The organism is Glaciecola petra (assembly GCF_031846345.1).
GTDB lineage: Bacteria > Pseudomonadota > Gammaproteobacteria > Enterobacterales > Alteromonadaceae > Glaciecola > Glaciecola petra.
Window position 1 is genome coordinate 247852 of the sequence record NZ_JAVRHX010000002.1, and the last position, 21761, is coordinate 269612.

The window sequence follows — 21761 nt, forward strand, 5'->3', positions numbered from 1 at the left end:
ATAACAGTTCGAATACCTGATCCTTAATAAAAGAGCGCACATATCAATATCCAACTATAATGAGGGTCTGTTGACTCTTTCGATCAAGGAAACAAGAACATGCCAGCCCACTCTGCTTATCCACATTTACTCGAACCCCTAGACTTAGGTTTTACTACCTTGCGCAATCGTACATTAATGGGCTCAATGCACCTTGGTTTAGAGGAGCAAAAAGGCGGCTTTAAGAAGTTAGCGGCTTTTTATGCTGAGCGCGCAAGAGGAGGCGCTGGCTTAATTGTAACCGGTGGTGTTAGCCCAAATGTGGCTGGTTGGTTGGGGCCTTTTGCGGCACGTATGAGCAGTAGCCGTCATGCAAAAAAGCACAAGGTAGTTACCGATGCAGTGCACGAAGCCGGCGGTAAAATATGTATGCAAATTTTACATTCTGGGCGCTATGGTTATCATCCGTTGGCGGTTTCGGCGTCGGCGCAAAAATCACCGATTTCTCCTTTTAAGCCTAAAGCATTATCTTCACGAGGTATTAATAGCACTATTAAAGACTATGTTGACTGCGCAAATTACGCAAAAATGGCCGGTTACGACGGGGTTGAAGTGATGGGCTCGGAAGGTTATTTAATAAATCAGTTTTTTTGCGAACGCACCAACCAACGTGATGATGAATGGGGAGGAAATTTAGAAAATAGAGCTCGCATGGCGGTTGAGATTGTGCGACAAACTCGCGAAAAAGTTGGTAGCGACTTTATTATCATTTATCGCTTGTCGATGCTCGATTTAGTTGAAGGTGGCGCGCCTTGGGAAGAAGTGGTTTATTTGGCCAAACAAATCGAACAAGCCGGTGCTACCCTCATTAATACCGGCATCGGTTGGCACGAAGCTCGAGTCCCCACCATTGCCACCTCAGTCCCACGGGCAGCCTTTACTTGGATTACCAAACGCATGAAGTCAGAGGTGTCAATTCCACTAATTACCACTAATCGCATCAACACACCAGAGATTGGTGAATCGGTCTTGGCCGAGGGGCATGCTGACATGGTCTCGATGGCGCGGCCATTTTTAGCGGATGCAGAATTTGTCGCAAAAGCTATGCGTAACGAAGCCGACCTGATTAATACATGTATTGCATGCAATCAAGCCTGCTTGGATCATGGTTTTGAACGCAAACCAATAAGTTGTTTAGTTAATCCGCAAGCGTGTTACGAAACTGAGCTTATTTTTAAAACCGTTGCAGCACCTAAAAAGATTGCTGTTATTGGTGCCGGCCCTGCTGGCTTGGCCTTTGCAACTTATGCTGCGGAGCGCGGTCATCAAGTGCATTTGTATGATCAAGGGAGTGAAATAGGTGGACAGTTTAATTACGCTAAACAAATACCGGGTAAAGAAGAATTCTACGAAACATTGCGCTATTACTCACGACGAATTGAAGTCACTGGTGTGCATTTGCATCTTGAAACCACTGTCGATGCTGCACTTTTAGCCCCACTAGAATTTGATGAGGTAGTTATGGCTACGGGTATTAAACCACGTGAATTGACTATTCCGGGAAGCGAGCATGCCAAAGTCATGAGTTATTTGGATGTATTGCGTGACCATAAGCCTGTGGGTAAAAAAGTAGCCGTTATTGGTGCAGGTGGTATTGGCTTTGATGTGTCGGAATTTCTAGTAGAACAGCAGAATTTGACGACTGACCTAGATAAATGGTTAGCCCATTGGGGTATCGACAAAGAATATAAAAACCCAGGGGCACTGATTGAAAAAGACTTGCATGAGCCGCCGCGGCAGGTATTTTTATTGCAGCGTAAAACTACAAAAGTAGGTAAAGGTTTGGGTAAAACCACAGGTTGGATCCATCGAGCGTCACTTGTTAATCATAATGTACAAATGATGAATGGCGTCAGTTACGAAAAAATCGATGACGAAGGTTTGCACATCACGATTAACGACAAACCAAAAGTGCTTGAAGTCGACAATATAATTGTTTGCGCTGGGCAAGAACCCCTGCGTGACCTAAAGGAGAGTTTAGAAGCTGTGGGTCTGCACGTAAATGTGATTGGTGGGGCTGATGTTGCTGCCGAACTTGACGCAAAAAGAGCGATACGTCAGGGCGCTGAGTTAGCCGCTGCAATATAGTCAAACTGTGATTACATGCATGTATGAAGATTTTTTTGCTACTTTGTAGTAAATAACGAATACTACAAAATCTATAATAAAAAGAAAAAATACGCGGGTTCAATGCTAACGGAGTTACCATGTACAAGATGCCAATCATTTTAACCTGCCTTTTGGGAATGTTTGTTACTACGCTCGCTTATTCAAATGAGCCAGATGAATACACAGACCGTTTTTTAGCGGTAAAAAAGTACTTCGCAGATATTGAAAAAAAAGCACTTGCTGAACCCTTCAAGGGAGTAAGTACAAGCGACGGAATAGAAGCTGATCTATTTAAGGTTGGCGCGACAGGCGTCACCACAGCGCCTATTGTTAAAGCAGCTAAGGCCTATCTCCAACTACTGTCTACTCCTGAGTTGATACGTACACAGTTTGCTATTGACGACCCTGAATGGCGGCGATGGTTTAATGTTGATAATGGTATATATGTTCGTCAAGGATTAAGTTTAAAAGAGATGAATAAAGAACAAAAGGCAGCAGCTTGGGAAATCTTTAAAACATCACTGAGCGCCAAAGGACTTAGTTTGAGTAAAGATATAATGAAAACAGATAAGACTTTATCTGAATTAAACGGACATGGTTTTTTGGATGAAGATTTGTATTTTTTAACTATTATGGGGATCCCTGATAACAACAAACCTTGGGGATGGCAGTTAGATGGACATCACCTTGTGATCAACTTTTTTGTGTTGGGTGATCAGGTTGTGATGACGCCTACTTTTCTTGGCGCGGAGCCTGCAGTGGCTACTACTGGCAAATACAAAGGCAATAGCATTTTACAAGCCGAGCAAGATATGGGAATTGCTTTTATGCAGTCTCTTTCTGAGTCGCAACAAAAAATGGCTACGTTAAGTTCTCGAAAAGTCAAAGACGACATGCTTGCTGGCGCGCACGAAGATAATCTAGAGCTTGATTATGCAGGCCTTAAAGCAGCTAAAATGGAAAAGAAACACCAGTCAATGTTGCTAGATTTGGTACAATTGTATGTTGATAACATGAAGGAAGGTCATTCAGACATTCGCATGGAACAAGTGCGCTCTCATATTGACAATACATGGTTCTCGTGGATTGGCGAGGTTAAAGACGATAGTGTGTTTTACTATCGTATTCATAGCCCTGTTATTTTGATTGAGTTCGACCATCAAAAACCGGTAGGAACGAGAATGCTCAACGAACGAGGTGTCCCAACACGTGACCATATTCATGTAATAGTGCGCACACCAAATGGAAATGACTATGGGAAAGACTTGTTAAAACAGCATCTTAGCAACCATAAGCATTGATGCTAGTTGCAAAGACGCCGTCCTTAAAGACCCAAATGATGATTTTAGGCAGTCTTAAAGAATTCCATCAATTGATTCATGCCTTGAGCTTTATTTTTTAAGTTTTCACTCGCCGCAGTGCCTTCTTCAACCATACCTGTGTTTTGTTGAGTTAGCGTTTTGATAGACTCAACCGCTTGATGAATTTCTTTCACGCCCTGACTTTGCTCTGACGCTGCGTTTGAAATTTCACTCACAATTTGGTCAACATTTTCGACTTGTTGAATAATTTGATCCAAAGTACTGCCAGATTGGCTCACCAGCTCTGAACCCACATCGACTTTATCAACCGTATCGTTAATAAGACTCTTAATCTCTTTGGCTGCATTTGCACTTCTACCAGCCAGGTTCCTGACTTCAGAAGCAACTACTGCAAAGCCACGCCCTTGTTCTCCTGCTCGCGCCGCTTCAACAGCAGCATTAAGGGCTAACAAGTTCGTTTGGAACGCAATTGAATCGATGACGCCAATGATGTCAGATATTTTATTACTCGCTACATTGATATCCTGCATTGCGTCTATGGCTTGGGTAACAATTTGTCCACCTTTTACTGCCGATTCTTTGGCTTGATTAGCAATTTTATTGGCATGTCTTGCATTTTCTTCGGTATGCCTAACCGTTACCGTGATCTCATCCATACTTGAAGCAGTTCTATCTAAGTTGGATGATTGTTCTACAGTTCTATCACTGAGTTGATTATTACCTTGTAGCAATTCCATTGCATTGGCATTGACGGCACTAGAAGAGTTTGAAATTTCGCTCACTACCTCAATCAACTTATTTAGCGTGTTGTTGGTACTCGTTTTCAGATGATTAAATTGACCTGGGAAGTCTGTATTTATGCGTTCATAAAGTATACCCTCAGAAATTGCCGATAGTGCTGTTTCTGTTTCTTGGAATACTTTTTCTACGACACTTAATGAGGTGTTCACATTCTCTTTGATTTGTTCGAGCTGACCTGGCAAAGGTTTTTCAATACGCGATTTGAGTTGCCCTGCTGCTACATCAGACATAACGGTATCAATCTCCGTTACGGCGCTGTCTACTGCTTGCATGGCTAGATTTGCCTGCTCAACGAGGCTAGCATAATCACCTTGCAATTCGCCTTCGACTTTATACTTAAAGTCGCCTTTACTCATCGCTCTGATAAGTTCATTAATTTCCTGCATTGCTGATTTCATGCTGGTGATCGATGTGTTTACGTTGTCTTTTAAGGTACCAAGTTCACCGCTTAGTTCGCTGTCTATGGTTTGATTAAAATTGCCCATTGCAAGCGCGTTTACCACTCTGTTGACGTCTTTAATAGAGCCGCCCATTGCTGATGCACTATTGTTAACGCCTCGTTTAAGTGTGAGCAAATCACCTTTAAAGTCGGATTCAACGCGTTTACTAAAATCGCCTTGAGCCATTGCAGAAACGACTTGGTTAGTTTCATTTATTGAGGTTTCGATACTTGATAAAAGCTGATTGAAACTGTTAGCAGATTGACCTATTTCGTCTTCTCTATCAATATTAACCCGCTCTCCAAACACAGAATTTTCAGCGATATTGGTCATAGATGTTTGCATAGATGCTATTGGTTGGATTAGCTTGTCAGCAACACGAATCGCAAAATAAGATATAGCGATAACGGCTATCAAACATACAGACAATATTATCCAGATGAGTCGAGTGATTGATGCATAGGCTTCAGATTGTTCAATTTCGGCAATCATTGCCCATTGTAAATTACCAAAAGCAACTGGAATGTAGCCCGCAAGTACGTCCTGACCTAGGTAGTTAGTTTGTTCAATTACGCCGCTTTGATCGTCTAATGCCGCTTCGATTGCTTCTGACTCAACCGTATTTCCTGCTCTGAAAGCAACATCTACGTTATATTTTTCAGGCATTTTATACGAATCTGAACGTGGTAGCATGTCCGGACCAACAAGATAAACCTCGGCTGTTTCGCCCAGTCCTTTTCGTTGTGACATTATAGAAGAGATGGTATCAAGTGGCATTTGAAAAATCAGGCTACCAACTTGATTTCCGTATTTATAAACGGGTGAAGCAATAAAACTAGCCGGCGCTTCATACGAGGGAGTGTATTGAGCATAATCAATCAGTACGTATTGGTTTGGCCCTGTTAAGTCTTTGGAGGCTCTAAAGGCTTCAGCCAGACCGCTTTCGCGGTAAGGCCCACTTAGCAAATTAGTTGCATAGTCGAGTTCTTTATAAACTGAATAAACAACATTGCCTTTATTGTCTACAAGAAAAATATCATAGTACCCAAATTTGTCTAAATAGGGTTCAAACGTTAAATGGATTCGGTCGTGGTTAAGGTCATAGCTTAAATCTAATTTGGATTTGTACATTTCGTGTTTTGAGCCCAAGGGAGCTGGGTTATCAAAAATATATGCATGTTGCAAAGCCAGAGCGGTGTTGGTCAAGTTATTTAACAAATTCTCTGTATTGATGTTTTTACCGCTTGTTGAATCTCGATATTGCACAGCGAATTCGTTGTTATAATACTGAGCTAGATCTGCTCGTAATGCATCAGCATAAAGTTCTTCATCATAATCGTATTGTTCCATGTCGGTTTGATCAAAGGCATCATCAAACACTTCATTAAATGATCTTGATAAAATAATTAACCCGCTTACCGTGTTTGGATCTGCTGAAGCGGTCAAGACTTGATTTACTATAGTATCGCCGTAACTTTCGATAATAAACGCTTTGTTTTCTTTGATTGCGCTTAAGTTTTGATGCACCAGGTTGGTCGCTGCGCTAGACAAAAGCCACAACGCTATTACACTTATCAAGACCATCGGCACTAATCCCGCGATTAAAAATTTGAGCGTTATAGGCTTTTTTAATGATTTTTCTGAATTCAAAGTTTTGAGTGATGCTAATTGTTTTTGAAAATATGTCATTTTGTTTCCAACGAACGATCCGAAAAAGTGTGAGAAAGCGAAATTCTCGAGGCAACAAACCTCTCCTTGGATGGTATCGGCATAATATTTTTATTATTTAGCCCTATTCTTTGACTTTTTTAGGCTGATAACCTGCATTAACACGGTTTATTCTCTCACTCTTACTAAAGTTCACAAAGTATGCTCCGATAACCTTAATGCACGTAAATTCTAGTCTCCTATTAATCAAGAAACTGGGTTGACGGCAAAATAATGATTCAACCGATAGCACTTATTTAAATTGTTGGCAGGCTTCTACTAAGCTGACAGTTTTTTAACTTACTCAGGTATTTTTAAGTACTTAATATTTACAGAGAATATTCCAATGTCACATTTTAACACGCAAAAACCAATCACTTTTAGTGTTGTATTTTGGTCATTTATAACCTTGCTTTTTGTCCTCCCTTTTTCGATGAGTCATGCTCAAACTGCTGAAGAGTTTGGTAATGTGATTAATCTATCAGGTAAGCAAAGAATGCTTACGCAAAAAATGAGTAAAGAAGCGGTACTTATCGGACTTGAGATAAATACTGCTGAAAACCTCAAGAATTTAGAGAATACGGCAACTCTTTTTGATAAAACCTTAAAAGGCTTGCGCAGTGGAGATGCGAGCTTGAAATTACCTCCCACAAGCTCCCCCCGTATTTTGAAACAACTCGATAGAGTCGATGCATTATGGGCCGCCTATTACCCAATAGTAAAATCAATAATTACTAATAAAGCAGCTGACCCAAGTCAAATTGAACAAATTGCTGAACAAAATTTACCGCTACTTAAACAGATGAATAGAGCGGTTGGTGCTTATGAAAAAGAGGCAGCAAAAGGCGGGCTTAAGGCAAATCCAGGACTAGCTACTACTATCAATTTGTCGGGCAAACAACGCATGCTTACTCAGAAAATGAGCAAAGAGTTTTTTTTGGTGGCGCACCAACACATGGTAGCAGATAACAAACTGAACTTACTTGAAACCTTCACATTATTTGAGCGCACATTGCAGGGCTTAAAAGCGGGTGATGAAAGTCTTGGACTACCAATAACAAGCGACGCAACTATTCTTGGTCAGCTCGATAAGGTTTCAAATTTATGGCAAGAGATCAAACCTCTGTTTGAAGATGCGGTTGGTCAAGGTAGCCAAATTTCAGCAGAAAGCATTCAAAAAGTTGCAACACTCAATTTGCCTCTATTGAAAGAAATGAACAAAGCAGTTGGCATGTACGAAGCTCAAACTAAATAAATCGAAGCGCCGAGTTTTTAACACAATATATGTAAAAGGTGGCTATTTGGCTGACTACTAGTTTGCTGAACACCTTTTATGCTAGGAAAATACACTAGGAAAATTTATGCAAAACACATTCAAAAAACATATCAATATTCCAACAGGTTTGTTGGCTGTTTGCTGTTTAAGTAGCAGTTTACTATCGTTTGACTCACGCGCTGATTCAATTCACGAAGCCTTAGCAGATGGTAAGGCAATGGTCGATTTTAGATTACGCTACGAGGGCGTTGAACAAGATAACGCGGCACGTGATGCCGATGCCATGACCTTTAGAACTCGCGTTGGGTATAAGTCAGGTAGTTACGAAGGTTTTTCATTTGTTGTAGAACTTGAAGATAATAGAATTGCTCTGGGTCAAGGAGATTATACAGTTGGTCCTGCTGGCTATAATCCGGGTATTTATTCGGTTATTGCAGACCCTGAGTTTACCGAATTAGACCAAGGCTTTATACAGTATAAGAAAGACGATGTTACCGTTAAAGTTGGAAGACAAGTAATCACATTAGACGGTCATAGATTCATTGGACATGTAGGTTGGAGACAAGACAGACAAACGTTTGATGCTGCTACAGTGACCTTTAAGCCTTCTAAAGAGTTGAGTATGCACTACAGCTACATTAACCAACGCAATCGTATTTTTGGTGAATTTGCTGATTTGGACTCAAAAGACCACCTCATGAATGTTTCTTACAAAACGGAAATGGGCAAGTTGACCGGTTATGCGTATTTACTTGAAGTAGACAACGGTGTGACCAACGGCTTAGATACTTATGGAGCAAGTTTTCAAGGTAGCGTTAAACTAGAAGATTCTGCCATTTCATATCATGCTGAATACGCTACTCAAACGAGTGAAACTAGCACAACTGACTTTAGTGCTAGCTATTTGTTTTTGCAACTCGGGACGACAATTTCTGGTATAACCGCGAAAGTAGGTTACGAAAGCTTGGGTTCAGATGAGGGCGATTTTGGTTTTTCAACACCACTGGCGACCCTTCATAAATTTAACGGTTGGAGCGACCAATTTTTGGGAACACCTAGCCAAGGTTTAATTGACACTAGTTTCTCTGTTGCAGGAAAAGCGCTTGGTGGAAAGTGGTTAGCTGTATATCACAGTTTCAACGCTGACGATGCTAGTTCAACAGTTGATGATTTAGGTTCGGAAATTAATTTACAATATACAACAAGTTTTGCTAAAAAATACGCTTTTGGCATAAAATACGCCGCATATTCTGGTGAAAGTGGACGTGTAGATGCAGACAAAGTATGGGTCTGGCTCAGCACCAAATTTTAATTGAATATTAAGTCTGGCTCGCTAGGGCTTAGCAGTTAGTTAGGTCGACTTTGGCTCATGCCCTCTTAATTAGAGGGCATGTACCGCGCTCGTTTTTTAGGTTTTAAAAAGTCTATGTCGGCAATGACTAAGCCATCCACACAATTATTAAAAGTAGGATCGATATTAAAGTCTGCAAAGTGAACACCCCCAACTTCATAAGTCTCTGTGTATTGTTTATAAAGGGTGGGAACTGCCATACCCATATTCGACAGAAGATGTTTTAGTTGTATAAAATCAGCTTTGTAGTCGGTGCCTGAAAATGGATGCTCAAAATCCTTGGGTAAGACATATGCTTGTTTAGCAATTGCCGTTGGTTGGCTTTGTTTAAAATACAGTAAATAAAAAGCGATTAATAAATTTTTTGCCGCTTTGGGATAATGGTCGCTCATACTAACCGGACCAAATAGATAACGAAAATTAGGGTGGTGTTTAAGAAATGCACCAATCCCAAACCACAAATAATCAAGGCTGCGTTTGCCCCAATATTTAGGCTGCACAAAACTTCTACCTAGCTCTAGTCCATGCTCAAAATATTGCTTCATATTCTCTTGATAATCAAACAGACTTGCTGAATACAAGCCTTTAATAGACTTTTTGTTGATAATTGTTTTTGCGTCTCCAAACCGGTAAGCGCCAGCAATTTCTAAGTCATCTCTATCCCATAAAATAAGATGGTAATAATCTTGGTCGTAGGAGTCTAAGTCTCGACGTTTGTTAGTGCCTTCACCAACAGCACGGAATGAAATTTCTCTAAGTCGGCCTATTTCTCGTAAAATAATCGATATTTGTCCTTTAGCAGAATATAAAAACATCGCTTTGCCATCGGAGGTTTCTCCTAAGTGTACACATTCGTCTTTTAAAGCATGGAATAAAGCCGTTCGGTTTTCTGGTTCAGCAATGGCTGATTGGGTTTTAAAAATACCAGATTTATCTTGACCAATACGGTACAAATGCTTTTTGAATAGCTTGATTTTATGGGTGCGGCTTATGTTAAAGCCAGTGTATGATTCGTAAGGAATCACTTCCCCTACTCGCATCGGTATGTGCTTACGTTTTTGTTTAAACATCTCTTTAACCAATAACATAGTCGCCAAGGGCTTATATAACATCGATACGCCATAAAAAAGAGGGGAGTTTTTAGCATCAATGAATATGGGTAAAATCGGTGCTTTGGATTGGTTAGCGATTTTTAAGAAGCCGCTATGCCACTTGGTATCTCTTACACCTTGTGGACGCAGTCGGGAAACCTCTCCTGCTGGAAATACAATTACTACTCCCTCAGCTTGTAGATGTGTTTGAATATTGATTATGTTTTGTTTTGCCGTGCCACCATGCATATTGTTGACGGGTAGTAACATTTCATGCATTGGCGGTAACGCCATTAGCATGTCATTAGCCACAACTTTTGTGTCTGTCCTAACTTCGCTAATCAGTTTAATTAGGGCGAGCGCATCTAAAGAACCAATAGGATGGTTAGCAATAATAACGAGTTTACCCTCACTGGGGATACGTTCTTTTTCTATATTTCTTGCCGAGTAGCTTATATTAAAATATTCGAGAACTTGCTCCACAAAATCAGTACCTTGATGGTGTGGGTAGTTTTCAGCAAACTCCTGCATCTCTTTCTCATGCAACAAATGACGCAAAACAAAGGTAAACGTTTTTGACAAAAGAGGTTTTTTGGCTACGTTCGGATAATACTTGGCCAATACGTCAGAAACAGAAAACATAATAGTCCCCAGCAAATGAAACGAATGGCTAAGAGTAGTTTCTTTTTATGACTATTAAGTTTAATTTAAAAGTAAGTTTTGTGACAATATCCTCTCGTCCCTTTGCAGGGACTGCATCAGTAAACAAAGTAACTAGCGTAAATTAAATTTAAGGATACATCTCAAACCAAGCTAATATGTTTTCAATTTTTCCAACCAGGCGAGAGGGTCGAGACGCTATACCATGAGAAGCACCCGGGACTTTAACCAATATGGCGTCTATTTTACGTAGCTTTAAGGCTTGGTAATACTGCTCTGTTTCAGACATTGGCGTTCGCTTGTCTTCACTACCCGTTAGCAACATAGTTGGCGTCGTCACATTGCCTACTAGAGACAAGGGCGAACGCTCCCAATAATGTTCAACATGATCCCATGGCATGCCCGGGAATTGATAAGGTATTTGGTATAAACCGCTGTCGGCAGTGAGTACTTTTGATAGCCAATTAATCACAGGTTTGGCTACAACTGCTGCTTTAAAACGATCGGTAAGCCCAATAGCGTATGCAGTTGCAATACCGCCCGCTGAGCCGCCGGTAATATATAGTTTTTCAGGGTCAACAATGCCTTTATCGATAAGTGCATCCACCCCTGACATATGGTCAGCAAAATCATATTTAGACGAATACTTATTTTGCAGTAATAGCGCAAAGCGTTCGCCATAACCAGTACTGCCGCGGTGATTATTAAAAAATACCACATAGCCTTGTGCAGCCATTCTTAATAATTCGGATGAGAATTGTGGACCATAAGCTAAATGTGGGCCGCCATGTATCTCAAGAATCATGGGATACTTTTTACTGGCATCGTAGTCAGGGGGTAATAAATACCATCCTTGTATTTCTTCATCATCTATAGATGATTTATAAACAATTTCTTCTATTGAACCGAGGTCTTTATGATCAAACAAATCGCTGTTTAAAAATGTGAGTTGTTGTTCTTTTCGGCCTTTTTTCATATGAATATCTGCAGGGCGGTCAAAACGTCCTTTAGTAAAAGCAAATACACCGTCAGCAACGTCAAATGAACCGGTGGTATAGGGTCTGCCAAGAGTTTCACCGCCAAGTCCTTTAGTTATATTAGTGTGTTTTCCTCCCTTGCTGGCGATTGTGACATAGTCAATTTGCGTTTCGCCTCGCAGCATTTGTTGGTAATAAATGCCTTTATTGTCGTTCCAATGAAAATTACTCACCCTATTGTCGATATCTGCTGACAAACTCATATCGTTGCTACCGTCTACGTTCATTACATGTAGATATCGGTTTCTGTAAGCAAGCTTTTTGTCATCGTTTTTTGCATAGGCGATGAGCTGACCATTAGGAGATACTACTGGCGACGCTTGGCGGCCGGGCGCGCTTGTAAGCTGAGTTATTTCGCCATTTAAGCTTACTGAAAATATATGTGCAGTACCGGGAGTATATTCCCAATCATCGCTTCGGTTAGCCGAAAAATAGATTTTTTCACTAGTTGCGCCCCACGAAAGTGGTCCTCTGTGATGGTAATTACCCGAGCTCAATTGACGAGCAGTGCCACCCTCAGCCGGCACCACAAAAATATGAGTATATAAGGGTTCTAGAACCCCTCTACCATCGGCTTGATAGCGTGCTTTTGTGATATATTGAAACGATTCTGCCCACTTTGCCCCTTTAGGTTTGTTTGGCATGCTTACCTTGAAGGGCTTTTCTTTCGACTTCACATTCATAGTAAACGCAAGATGTTTACCGTTTCTAGACCATGCGATTGAAGATGGGCTATGGGCAACGTTAGTAACTAAGGCGTTTTCGCCACTAGCCACCCATCTTACATATATTTGCGTTTTGCCGTCTTGGTCAGAAACATAGGCTATTTTTTTACCCTTGGGCGACCAGCGCGGTGAAGAATAGTTTTGTTTTGAAGAAAGTAGCGGCTTGTGCTCACCAGAATCGACATCAATTAGCCATATACTGCTGCGTGTGCTGTCGGTCATTATGTCGTTAGTTCTTCGTACATAAGCAATGGTCTCACCGCTTGGTGAAACTTGTGGGTCGGTCGCGACTTCTAGTTCAAAAATATCCGCCGGCATAAATCGAGAATTATCAATTTTCTTCGATTCGGAATCACCCGTTTTGTCAGTTGCAAATGCAAAGCTACTAACAACAAGCATGGCACAGCAAAACGCTATGCTTAAGTAGTTTGACGATTTCATATTTTTCCTATTCATGAGAAGCCTTTAGAGTTTTTATTTGTGTTCAGCGTAAAGTGTACTTTAAATTTCTTTCATAATAATACCAGTGTTCAAAGACTTTGGCTCATACGCGACTTTCTTATTTTAAATTCACATATCAGCTGAACAATGAATTTTACGCTTATTATTTAAATTTTAGGTGGAATTTGATGATGAACTAAACAAGTTGCCGCGTAAAAACGATAGACGTTGCGGTCTCTTGTTAGATTGGTATTATTGATGCTCAAAGTGGAATCTATAAAGGTTGCGCCATGCCGTTTTATTATTTGGAAATTATCTCCCAATGTCCGGAAAACTTGAAATAGAAAAATATCGACCGAAATTAAAAATGGCCAATTTATTCAGTTTCGCGACTACTCATCCTGGCTTATTAATATTTGTCGTTTACGCAACCACCGCAATAGCTGGTTTTATTTATCTTATTACCTTCTATTCGTATTTTGCCTTAGAAGTTACTATCTATCTAGAAATAACCGATATTCTTGTTGCAGGCATTAAGGACCCAATGGTAATGTTGATGGTACTTGGTGCGTTTTCTATGGCCTTATTTGTATGGATTGTAGCTTATGTTCAGGCGCCATTAAGTGCTTGGCTAGACAACAAATTTGAGAAAGGTTTTCTTCGTATTATTCCTCTTTTTGTTGGGGTATCAGGTGCTCGTTCATTTTGGTGGATGACCTTTCTTGTCCTCGCTGTTTATTTTTATACCTTTATTAATATTCACTCTAAGAATAAAGCTAAATTGATTCTTGATGAAAAGCATGATTTAGTTTTTATCGATGCTGAAGCTACAAAAGGAAGTACCGATGAATATTCGCTGCTTGGTACTTCTATGAATTATGTATTTTTGTACAATCATCAAGCTAAAAGAGCACTGGTTTTGCCGCTTGAAAGTGTTAATTCGATTGAACCTAAAACTGCAGTGAAGGAATTAGTCGAGACATTGCCAGTTGATGTTGAGTTAGTTAACTAACTTTTTCCAACACTCACAATAGAGCGTTTTAGTCACTCGATTTAGTTTTGCCTTCAGCCGGTGGCAACTGCATTCGAGCACTTTCTACTAAATGCTGATTACGTGTGCGGTCCATCATTTTTACGCGATTATGCATAGCGGCTTTGGCTAAAATGTGTGCGGTCACAGGTGCGGTAATAACTAAAAATAGTGTGATCAATAGCTCGTTAATGCTCAAGAACCCCTGTTTGTGGTACATATAGATCATTGAACCAATCAAAATACCACCGAGGCCTAAGGTAGTAGCTTTAGTCGGGGCATGCAGACGCACGTATAAATCTTGTAAGCGCAACAAGCCGATTGAGCCGACCAAAACAAACACGCCGCCTAATATTAGGAATATCGATATAATTAGTTCTGCTGTAAAACTCATGGACATCTCCTATTCAATGATATCGCCACGTAACAAATATTTCGCAAAGGCTACGCTACTGACAAACCCGAGCATTGCGATAAGTAGCGCTGCTTCAAAGTACAAGGGGGATTTATTGAAAATACCATATAGCAATATTAGTGCAATACTATTTATGTACATGGTATCGAGGGCTAAAATACGGTCAATAATATGCGGGCCAATTAATAGGCGCCACAAATTAAGCACCAGGGCAATACACAGCATTACTGCTACTATCACAACAGCAATATCTAGCATCCAAAAATCTCCTTAACACGTGACTCATAACGTTGCTTGATTAAATCAATCACTTCTTGTTCATTGTCAGGCATATCTAATACATGTACATATAACCATTTTTTATCCGTTGACAGCTCACCGCTTACCGTTCCCGGTGTCATGGTGACCGTGCTGGCCAATACTGTTATGGGTAGAGTGTCGGTTAAATCCAAGGGTACCGCCACAAAGCCCGGTTTTATTTTACGCAATGGGCCTACTACTAAAAAGGCGACTTCAAGGTTGGCGACAACAATATCTTTTAGTACTACAAACACATAAATGATGGCTTTTATTGGGTGTTTTATTTTAGGCTGAGGAATTCTTAAAGGAGCACATATTAAAGGTATAACAACCGCTAGTATACTGCCTAACAGAATATGACCTAAACTCATGGTGGAGTTTAGCATTAGCCACACTATTAATAGCAGTAGGCTATGTGATGGCATAGGGAATAAACGTGATAGCATGCTTATTTTGCCTCTTCATTTAGGTTCATAATGTCAATTAAGTAATTGATATCATGCAGTTGCATAGCAGCACCGTTTGCATATTCAATAACGCTAGCACCAAATATTGTAAGTATTGGTGAGGCGCCCAATAGCATAAACGCTCCACAGAGCTGCCAGCGCGATACATGAACATTTTCATCACTATCGTTACCTTGAGCTGACCGCCAAAATAAGGTGGTACCTGCCCTAGATAAGGCAACAATGGTGATTAAGCTAGACAGTAAAATAACCGTCCATACCCATAATCGTTGGTCGTTTTGTGTCACCGACTGCAGAATGACTAATTTACCCAAAAAGCCAGAAAATGGCGGCAAACCAGCTACCGACATGGCTGCCACAATAAAGATAATTCCTAATAACGATTGTTGTTTAATTTTTCGAGCAATAACAAAATAGTCTAGTGCTTTACCTCGTTGCTGACTGAGCATATCTGCGACTAAGAACAAAGCGGCAGTCACGAGTGTACTATGAATTAAATAAACAAATCCTGCCGCAGCAGCTTGTGGCGTGCCTAAAGCAAAAGCGATCAACAAAGTCCCTACCGACACAATAACCAAATTACCGATTAGCATGCGAAGATTGGTGCTTGCTAATGCACCGATAGTGCCAGCAGCGACTCCCAATATGGCAAATACCCATATCCAGTCTCGGAAAACGTTTGCCAGTTCACCTGCTTGGTCTCCATAAATCACGGTGTAGACGCGGAAAATACAATAAACACCTACTTTGGTCATTATTGCAAAAAGTGCGGCAATTGGTGCGCTTGCAACCGAGTAAGTTTGTGGTAGCCAAAAATGCAGCGGTAACATCGCTGATTTTAAGCCAAAAACAATTAACATAAGTGCGCCACCGGCTTGTGCTATTAGCAAATCGCTGTGCGAAAGCTCACCTAATCGCATAGCCATATCGGCAATGTTAAGTGTACCTGTTATGCCATATAAGGTACCCAATGCAAATAAAAATAAGCTAGAGCCGATAAGGTTTAGAATAACGTAGTGTACATTAGCGGCTGTTTTTTGCTTGCCACCACCGTGTATCAATAGTGTGTAAGAAGCAATTAGTAGTACTTCAAAGAAAACAAATAAGTTGAATAAATCATTGGTTAAAAACGCACCGTAGATGCCCAATAACTGGAATTGAATCAAGGAATGAAAATATTTGCCTTCAAGATCGCTTCCACCAAAAGAGTATAGAGTCACGCCTAAGCCCAAAAAACTGCCCAAGGCAACTAGCATTGCAGAAAGCTGGTCAACATAAAGAATAATACCAAATGGGGGTTGCCAATCGCCCACCGCGTACATAATAGCTCCATTCGTCACTACACTTGTCATTAACACAACACCACAAGCTAATTGAGCCAACATTAAGAACAATGAGAACATTCTTCTATATTGGTATTTAGTGGTACCGGCAAAAGGCGGAAGCATCATCAACAAGCCACCCAGCATAGGAATTAAAATCGGCAAGATTGCTAAGTGTACAGTCATGCCTTTTCCTCTTCCTTTTTCACTAATTTATCGGTGTCGGGAGGTTCTCTACCATCTACAAAATCGTTACCTAAATCGGCGCGTGCTCGTATGGCTAAAATGACAACAAATGCAATCATAGCAAACCCAATAACGATTGCGGTTAATGTAAGTGCTTGGGGGAGAGGGTCAGCGTATTCATCAGCCATGCCTAAAATAGCAGCTCCGTTTAAGCTTAAACGTCCACTTGAGAATAAGAATAAGTTAACTGCATAAGAGAGCATAGTTAGCCCTAATACAACAGAAAATGTGCGTCCACGCAGACATAAAAACACGCCGCAAAAGGTTAAAACACCTACACATATTACATATACAGTTTCCATTATTCCTCCGCAGTTGGGCGATGAACAGAGGTTAGTTTACCTAAGTTCGCTAAAATCAGTAGGGTGGCTCCTACCACGGTCAGGTATACCCCTAAATCAAATATAAGCGCACTTGCTAATTCTATTTCGCCAATAAAGGGGATATCAAAATAGTCAAACCATGTGGTCATAAAAGGTCGGTCAAAGAACCATGAACCAACTCCAGTCAAAGCGGCTATCAACACGCCTAAAGCAATTAAGACTTGATAGTCCACTTTAATTCGAGGTTTAACCCAATCAACACCATGGGCAATGTATTGCTGAATAAGCGCGACAGAAGTTATCAGCCCAGCTATAAAACCACCACCAGGCATATTATGACCACGCAAGAAAATGTAGAAAGATACCAATAAAGCTAGGGGCAGTAAGCTTTGAGAAATCATAGTTAAAATAGGTGGATGGCTGTCTTCAGACCATGGCAGTCCATTTTCATTTGCAGAGGACATAGACAGGCGCACGCGTGAGAGTAATTTGAAGATACCCAAAGCGGCGATGCCAAGTACTAATATCTCGCCTAAGGTATCAAGCCCTCTAAAATCTACCAAAATAACGTTAACGGCATTAGTGCCGCCACCACCTGTTTTGCTATTGGCAAGGAAAAACTCTGAGATAGTATCTAGAGGTTGCGTAATAAAAGCGTAATTTATAGTGGCTACTAGCCCTGCGACCCCAGCAGCAATGGCCAAATCTCTAACAACGCGCGATGGTGCAGACTCAGAAGCGGTTTTTTGTGGTAAAAAATATAAAGCAAGCATCAATAGTATGACTGTTACTACTTCTACCGACAATTGCGTTAAAGCAAGGTCGGGTGCAGAGAAACGAGCAAATGCAATAGACGTAATCAGCCCAACAACCGAAATGGTAACAAGTGCTAACATTCGTTTTCGATGGTAAATAACAGTGGCAACAGCACTTAAACAAAGAATAATGGCTGCGGTAATTTCAACACCGCTTATAGCTTGGTCAGGCAGATGTCGTTTGACAGTATTGAGATTTAACAGAGGTACGGCAGTAATGGTTATTGCAAATACTAACATGCATGCTACATAACGTTGCAAAGACCCATTATTAAAGTACTCATGTATTGCGGTTGCTTTGTTAACCAAACGCTGAATAGTTTGTTCGAATACAAGTTTTTCATCAGAGTCCTTGAATCTAGCTTGGAACTTAAATAAATGTCTCCGATAGGTATAAACAAGTAAACCACCACAAATTGCTACTACACTCATCAGTAAGGGAAAATTAAACCCATGCCAAATGGCTAAGCTGTAATAGGGCAGCTCACCCACTATTACCGAAGATGCCGCCGATGATAATAAATTGCCTATTAAAAATTCAGGGAACATCCCCACTAACAAACAAAGCACCACCAATATCTCGATTGGGATCTTCATATAACGAGGCGGTTCGTGAGGTGTTTTAGGGAGGTCTATTGGTTCACCATTAAAAAACACATCGTGAATAAAACGCATTGAATAAGCAACAGCAAATATACCTGCAAGTGTGGCAAGCACCGGTATTACCCATGACAAAAACCCAAGGGCAGAAGAATGTAGGGTCTCGGCTAAAAACATTTCTTTTGACAAAAAACCATTGAACAACGGTACACCTGCCATCGACGCGGCGGCTACCATCGCCAAGGTTGCTGTATAGGGCATAAATCGCCACAAACCATTGAGTTTTCGCATGTCACGTGTACCCGATTCATGGTCAATTATCCCTGCAGCCATAAATAATGAGGCCTTGAAAACAGCGTGGTTCATAATATGAAAGATCGCAGCGACGGCCGCGAGTTTAGTATCAAGCCCTAAAAGTAATGTGATAAGTCCTAAATGACTGATTGTAGAATACGCCAATAAACCTTTTAAGTCGTGCTTAAACAAAGCGACATAAGCGCCTATCAACAGTGTGATTAGGCCGGTCATACTTACTATTAGGAACCACATTTCGGTTCCAGAAAGTACCGGATACATGCGTGCGAGTAAAAATATGCCGGCTTTTACCATTGTTGCAGAATGTAAATAAGCACTTACTGGAGTGGGTGCTGCCATGGCATGTGGCAACCAAAAATGAAAGGGAAACTGTGCAGACTTTGTAAAAGCACCAAGCAGTATCAGGATGAGAGCGACAGGATATAGAGCATGCTCTCTAATAAGATCACCGCTGGCTAAAATCACACTAAGCTCATAGCTGCCCACTATATCACCCACTAATAACAAGCCTGCGAGCAATGCTAACCCGCCCGCGCCGGTCACGGTGAGTGCCATTCGCGCACCTTTACGAGACTCCGTTTTAGCAGACCAAAAACTAATCAGTAAAAAAGAACTAATGCTAGTGACTTCCCACGCCATCCAAAGTTGTAGTACGTTGTTAGAGAGCACAATCGACAGCATCGCTGTCATAAATAAAATCAGATAAGCAAAAAAGCGACCAACAGCTTCCTTTTCCGATAAGTAGTAGCGCGCATATAAAATAATCAATAAGCCAATGCCCAAAATAAGCAGCGCAAAAATAAGCGAGAGACCGTCTAACCTCATTGAAAGTGAAAGCCCAATTGTTGGGATCCATTCAAGGTATTCAATAACAACTCCACCCGATAATACTTCGGGTAGTAAAGTCAATATATAAGTGAGTGCAACAGCGGGAGCAAACATAGTACAGATAGTGGTAGTGGTTCGGCCAAAACGTTCAGTCAAAACCGGCACCAATACACCAAGTAGTAATATTGCCGTTATCCAAAACAAGCTCATCGTGAAAGACTTCTCCGATTATTTTTAGGTATTAATTGAGCACTTAATTCGCATTCACTTTATATGCGAATAGGGACTTAAGATCCAGTAATCCTTACGGTTTTCAGTTAGCAAGGGATCTACTTATTATCAATTGTAGAAGGCAGGGAGTTTTATGCCAACTTGTTTGCTTATGTGAGGGAACAAATTTACAATCTTGCCCTAAGATATGAAGTTGTAATAAGCCTTAAGGGGTTCACACCTAAATGAAATATCAATACATCTTATTTGATGCCGACGAAACGCTATTTAGTTTTGACAATTTTGCTGGGATAAAACGTTTAATGGCTCGTTACGATACCCCGTTTACGCAAGATGATTTTGATATTTATCAAAAATACAACAAAGCACTTTGGCTACGTTATCAGCAGCACGAAATTGATGCCGAACACTTACAAGTTGAGCGTTTTGTTGCTTTAGCTAAGCAGGTAGGTGTGTCGCCCCAGCAATTAAATGACGAGTTTTTAGATACCATGGTGGAGATTTGCGAACCTTTACCCGGGGCAATTGATTTACTCAATGTACTTAAAGGCAAGGCGACACTGGGTATTATTACTAATGGATTGGCGCGTATGCAGCACAAGCGGATTGAGCATACTGGGCTCGAAGGACGTTTTGCTTGTTTGGTTATTTCAGAGGAATTTGGTGTGCCAAAGCCAAATGTCGCAATTTTTGAGCACGCCTTCGATATATTAGGTAATCCCGATAAAAGCAAAATATTAATGGTAGGTGATACTTTGAGCAGTGATATTGTTGGCGGGCAAAATGCTGGTATTGACACCTGTTGGCTGCAGCATCCTAATGTGCCTTTGTTTGATGATATTCAACCGACATATCACATAACTCATTTGCACCAACTGCAAACATTATTGCTTAATGCAGAATAAGTGCTTTTTTCTTCGGGATATACTCAAAAGGTTAATTACTAAAAATGCACCCATCAAAAACGATAATCCCGTAGGAAGTGGCACTGAACGAACCCCATCTGTAGTAATTCTCAACGTGAACGCTTCACTACCTGAACCTGCGAAAAGACCTTCTTGATCCCCATTTAGCGTTGTTGTAAAAAGCCGCCCACCAAACCCAAAATTTCCACCAATGTCAGCGTTTAGGGCAGAAATCCACTGCGGGCCCATAACATGTGTGATTGAACCACTATTTGCATCTGCTGGCGTTACCGTTGGCCCGCCCAAATTAATACCTGTACCCAAGTCGGAATAAAAGCCAGAGCCTTCAAAGAAAGTGCCATTAATAAGTTGATCCATACTGCTATCGGAGATTGAGTAAAATGCGACACTTTCGAACAGGTCGTCGCCGCGATAACCAAAAGTGGAGTCAATCTCGATGAAAATTTCCCCTGAAATAACGTTGCCAACTAAACCGCTGAGATCAAAAGCAAAATATGACCTGCGTATTTCACCTTCGAAAACTGATGAACCTTCACCAGTATAAAATATTCCGTTTGGGGTGCCAGAGCCACTACAAACCTCAGATTGACCGTTAAAACATCCTCGAGAGAAGGCATTTAGTTCGTAGGTTATTGCAGCATTAGCCGAGAGACTGATTAAAGTTGTAAGCATGACAAGGGTAGTTATCAATCTATTCTTAGCTAGCATAAATTGCTCCTTTATGATGTTGTATTAATGAAAAAGCCTATAGTCATAGCAAATGTTCTGACGCATTAACTATGATTTAAAGTGGACAGTGCTAACTCTATATAGCTTAACTCTTTATTCCGTCACATTATCACACCCATAAATTTTTCTTATGAGTGTAAATACTTAGTTTTCGTTTTTTCTTACTTATATTTCCGGCCTTTTAGATGGTCTTCTCTCTCAATAACCAGTGTAAA

The 21761-nt window shown here is 40.8% G+C and carries 16 protein-coding genes; 6 read left to right on the forward strand and 10 right to left on the reverse strand.

Going from position 1 to position 21761, the window contains the following annotated elements; translation table 11 throughout:
• The first annotated feature begins 99 nt into the window (after positions 1-99).
• Together RM552_RS08985 and RM552_RS08990 are read left to right on the forward strand one after the other, a co-directional pair.
• On the forward strand, positions 100-2127 hold the full coding sequence (locus RM552_RS08985) for an oxidoreductase (RefSeq protein ID WP_311368492.1): 2028 nt from the start codon (positions 100-102) through the stop codon (positions 2125-2127).
• A 119-nt stretch (positions 2128-2246) separates the two neighbouring features.
• Positions 2247-3449 (forward strand): DUF3500 domain-containing protein, encoded by a 1203-nt coding sequence (locus RM552_RS08990; protein ID WP_311368493.1) that lies wholly within the window; start codon positions 2247-2249, stop codon positions 3447-3449.
• Between the two features lie 44 nt (positions 3450-3493).
• Here RM552_RS08990 and RM552_RS08995 read toward each other — a convergent pair whose 3' ends face one another.
• Complete coding sequence (locus RM552_RS08995; RefSeq protein WP_311368494.1) at positions 3494-6400, reverse strand: methyl-accepting chemotaxis protein; 2907 nt, start codon at positions 6398-6400, stop codon at positions 3494-3496.
• A 364-nt stretch (positions 6401-6764) separates the two neighbouring features.
• Here RM552_RS08995 and RM552_RS09000 point away from each other — a divergent pair, with 364 nt between their 5' ends.
• Positions 6765-7673, forward strand: a complete 909-nt coding sequence (locus RM552_RS09000; protein WP_311368495.1) for a type IV pili methyl-accepting chemotaxis transducer N-terminal domain-containing protein — start codon at positions 6765-6767, stop codon at positions 7671-7673.
• A 106-nt stretch (positions 7674-7779) separates the two neighbouring features.
• A complete protein-coding gene (locus RM552_RS09005; protein ID WP_311368496.1) occupies positions 7780-9006 on the forward strand; it encodes an alginate export family protein in 1227 nt (408 codons plus the stop codon).
• A 65-nt stretch (positions 9007-9071) separates the two neighbouring features.
• Here the strand turns inward: RM552_RS09005 and olsF are convergent, their stop codons facing one another.
• Entirely contained in the window at positions 9072-10778 is a 1707-nt protein-coding gene (olsF, locus tag RM552_RS09010) for a bifunctional ornithine lipid synthase OlsF (protein ID WP_311368497.1), read from the reverse strand.
• Between the two features lie 148 nt (positions 10779-10926).
• Positions 10927-12999, reverse strand: a complete 2073-nt coding sequence (locus RM552_RS09015) for a S9 family peptidase (RefSeq protein ID WP_311368498.1) — start codon at positions 12997-12999, stop codon at positions 10927-10929.
• Positions 13000-13321: 322 nt separating this feature from the next.
• Here RM552_RS09015 and RM552_RS09020 point away from each other — a divergent pair, with 322 nt between their 5' ends.
• Positions 13322-14011: a hypothetical protein gene (locus RM552_RS09020; RefSeq protein ID WP_311368499.1), complete on the forward strand. Its 690-nt coding sequence runs from the start codon at positions 13322-13324 to the stop codon at positions 14009-14011.
• 28 nt (positions 14012-14039) lie between these two features.
• Here the strand turns inward: RM552_RS09020 and RM552_RS09025 are convergent, their stop codons facing one another.
• The 6 genes from RM552_RS09025 to RM552_RS09050 are packed head-to-tail and all read right to left on the reverse strand — an operon-like array spanning position 14040 to position 19870.
• Positions 14040-14423, reverse strand: a complete 384-nt coding sequence (locus tag RM552_RS09025; RefSeq protein WP_311368500.1) for a Na+/H+ antiporter subunit G — start codon at positions 14421-14423, stop codon at positions 14040-14042.
• Between the two features lie 9 nt (positions 14424-14432).
• Positions 14433-14702, reverse strand: a complete 270-nt coding sequence (locus RM552_RS09030) for a K+/H+ antiporter subunit F (protein WP_311368501.1) — start codon at positions 14700-14702, stop codon at positions 14433-14435.
• Entirely contained in the window at positions 14696-15190 is a 495-nt protein-coding gene (locus RM552_RS09035) for a Na+/H+ antiporter subunit E (RefSeq protein ID WP_311368502.1), read from the reverse strand. Before RM552_RS09035 ends, RM552_RS09030 begins: the two co-directional genes overlap by 7 nt.
• Before the next feature lie 2 nt (positions 15191-15192).
• Positions 15193-16719: a monovalent cation/H+ antiporter subunit D gene (locus RM552_RS09040; protein ID WP_311368503.1), complete on the reverse strand. Its 1527-nt coding sequence runs from the start codon at positions 16717-16719 to the stop codon at positions 15193-15195.
• The gene (locus RM552_RS09045) at positions 16716-17081 is read right to left on the reverse strand and encodes a Na+/H+ antiporter subunit C (protein WP_311368504.1); all 366 of its coding nucleotides are present in this window, start codon (positions 17079-17081) and stop codon (positions 16716-16718) included. Before RM552_RS09045 ends, RM552_RS09040 begins: the two co-directional genes overlap by 4 nt.
• Entirely contained in the window at positions 17081-19870 is a 2790-nt protein-coding gene (locus tag RM552_RS09050) for a monovalent cation/H+ antiporter subunit A (RefSeq protein ID WP_311368505.1), read from the reverse strand. The genes RM552_RS09045 and RM552_RS09050 overlap by 1 nt, the downstream gene beginning before the upstream one ends.
• 245 nt (positions 19871-20115) lie before the next feature.
• Between RM552_RS09050 and yjjG the strand changes: the two genes are divergently transcribed.
• On the forward strand, positions 20116-20796 hold the full coding sequence (yjjG, locus tag RM552_RS09055; RefSeq protein WP_311368506.1) for a pyrimidine 5'-nucleotidase: 681 nt from the start codon (positions 20116-20118) through the stop codon (positions 20794-20796).
• Here the strand turns inward: yjjG and RM552_RS09060 are convergent.
• Complete coding sequence (locus RM552_RS09060; protein ID WP_311368507.1) at positions 20776-21525, reverse strand: hypothetical protein; 750 nt, start codon at positions 21523-21525, stop codon at positions 20776-20778. The two genes, yjjG and RM552_RS09060, sit on opposite strands and share 21 nt — an antisense overlap.
• Positions 21526-21761: the final 236 nt, after the last annotated feature.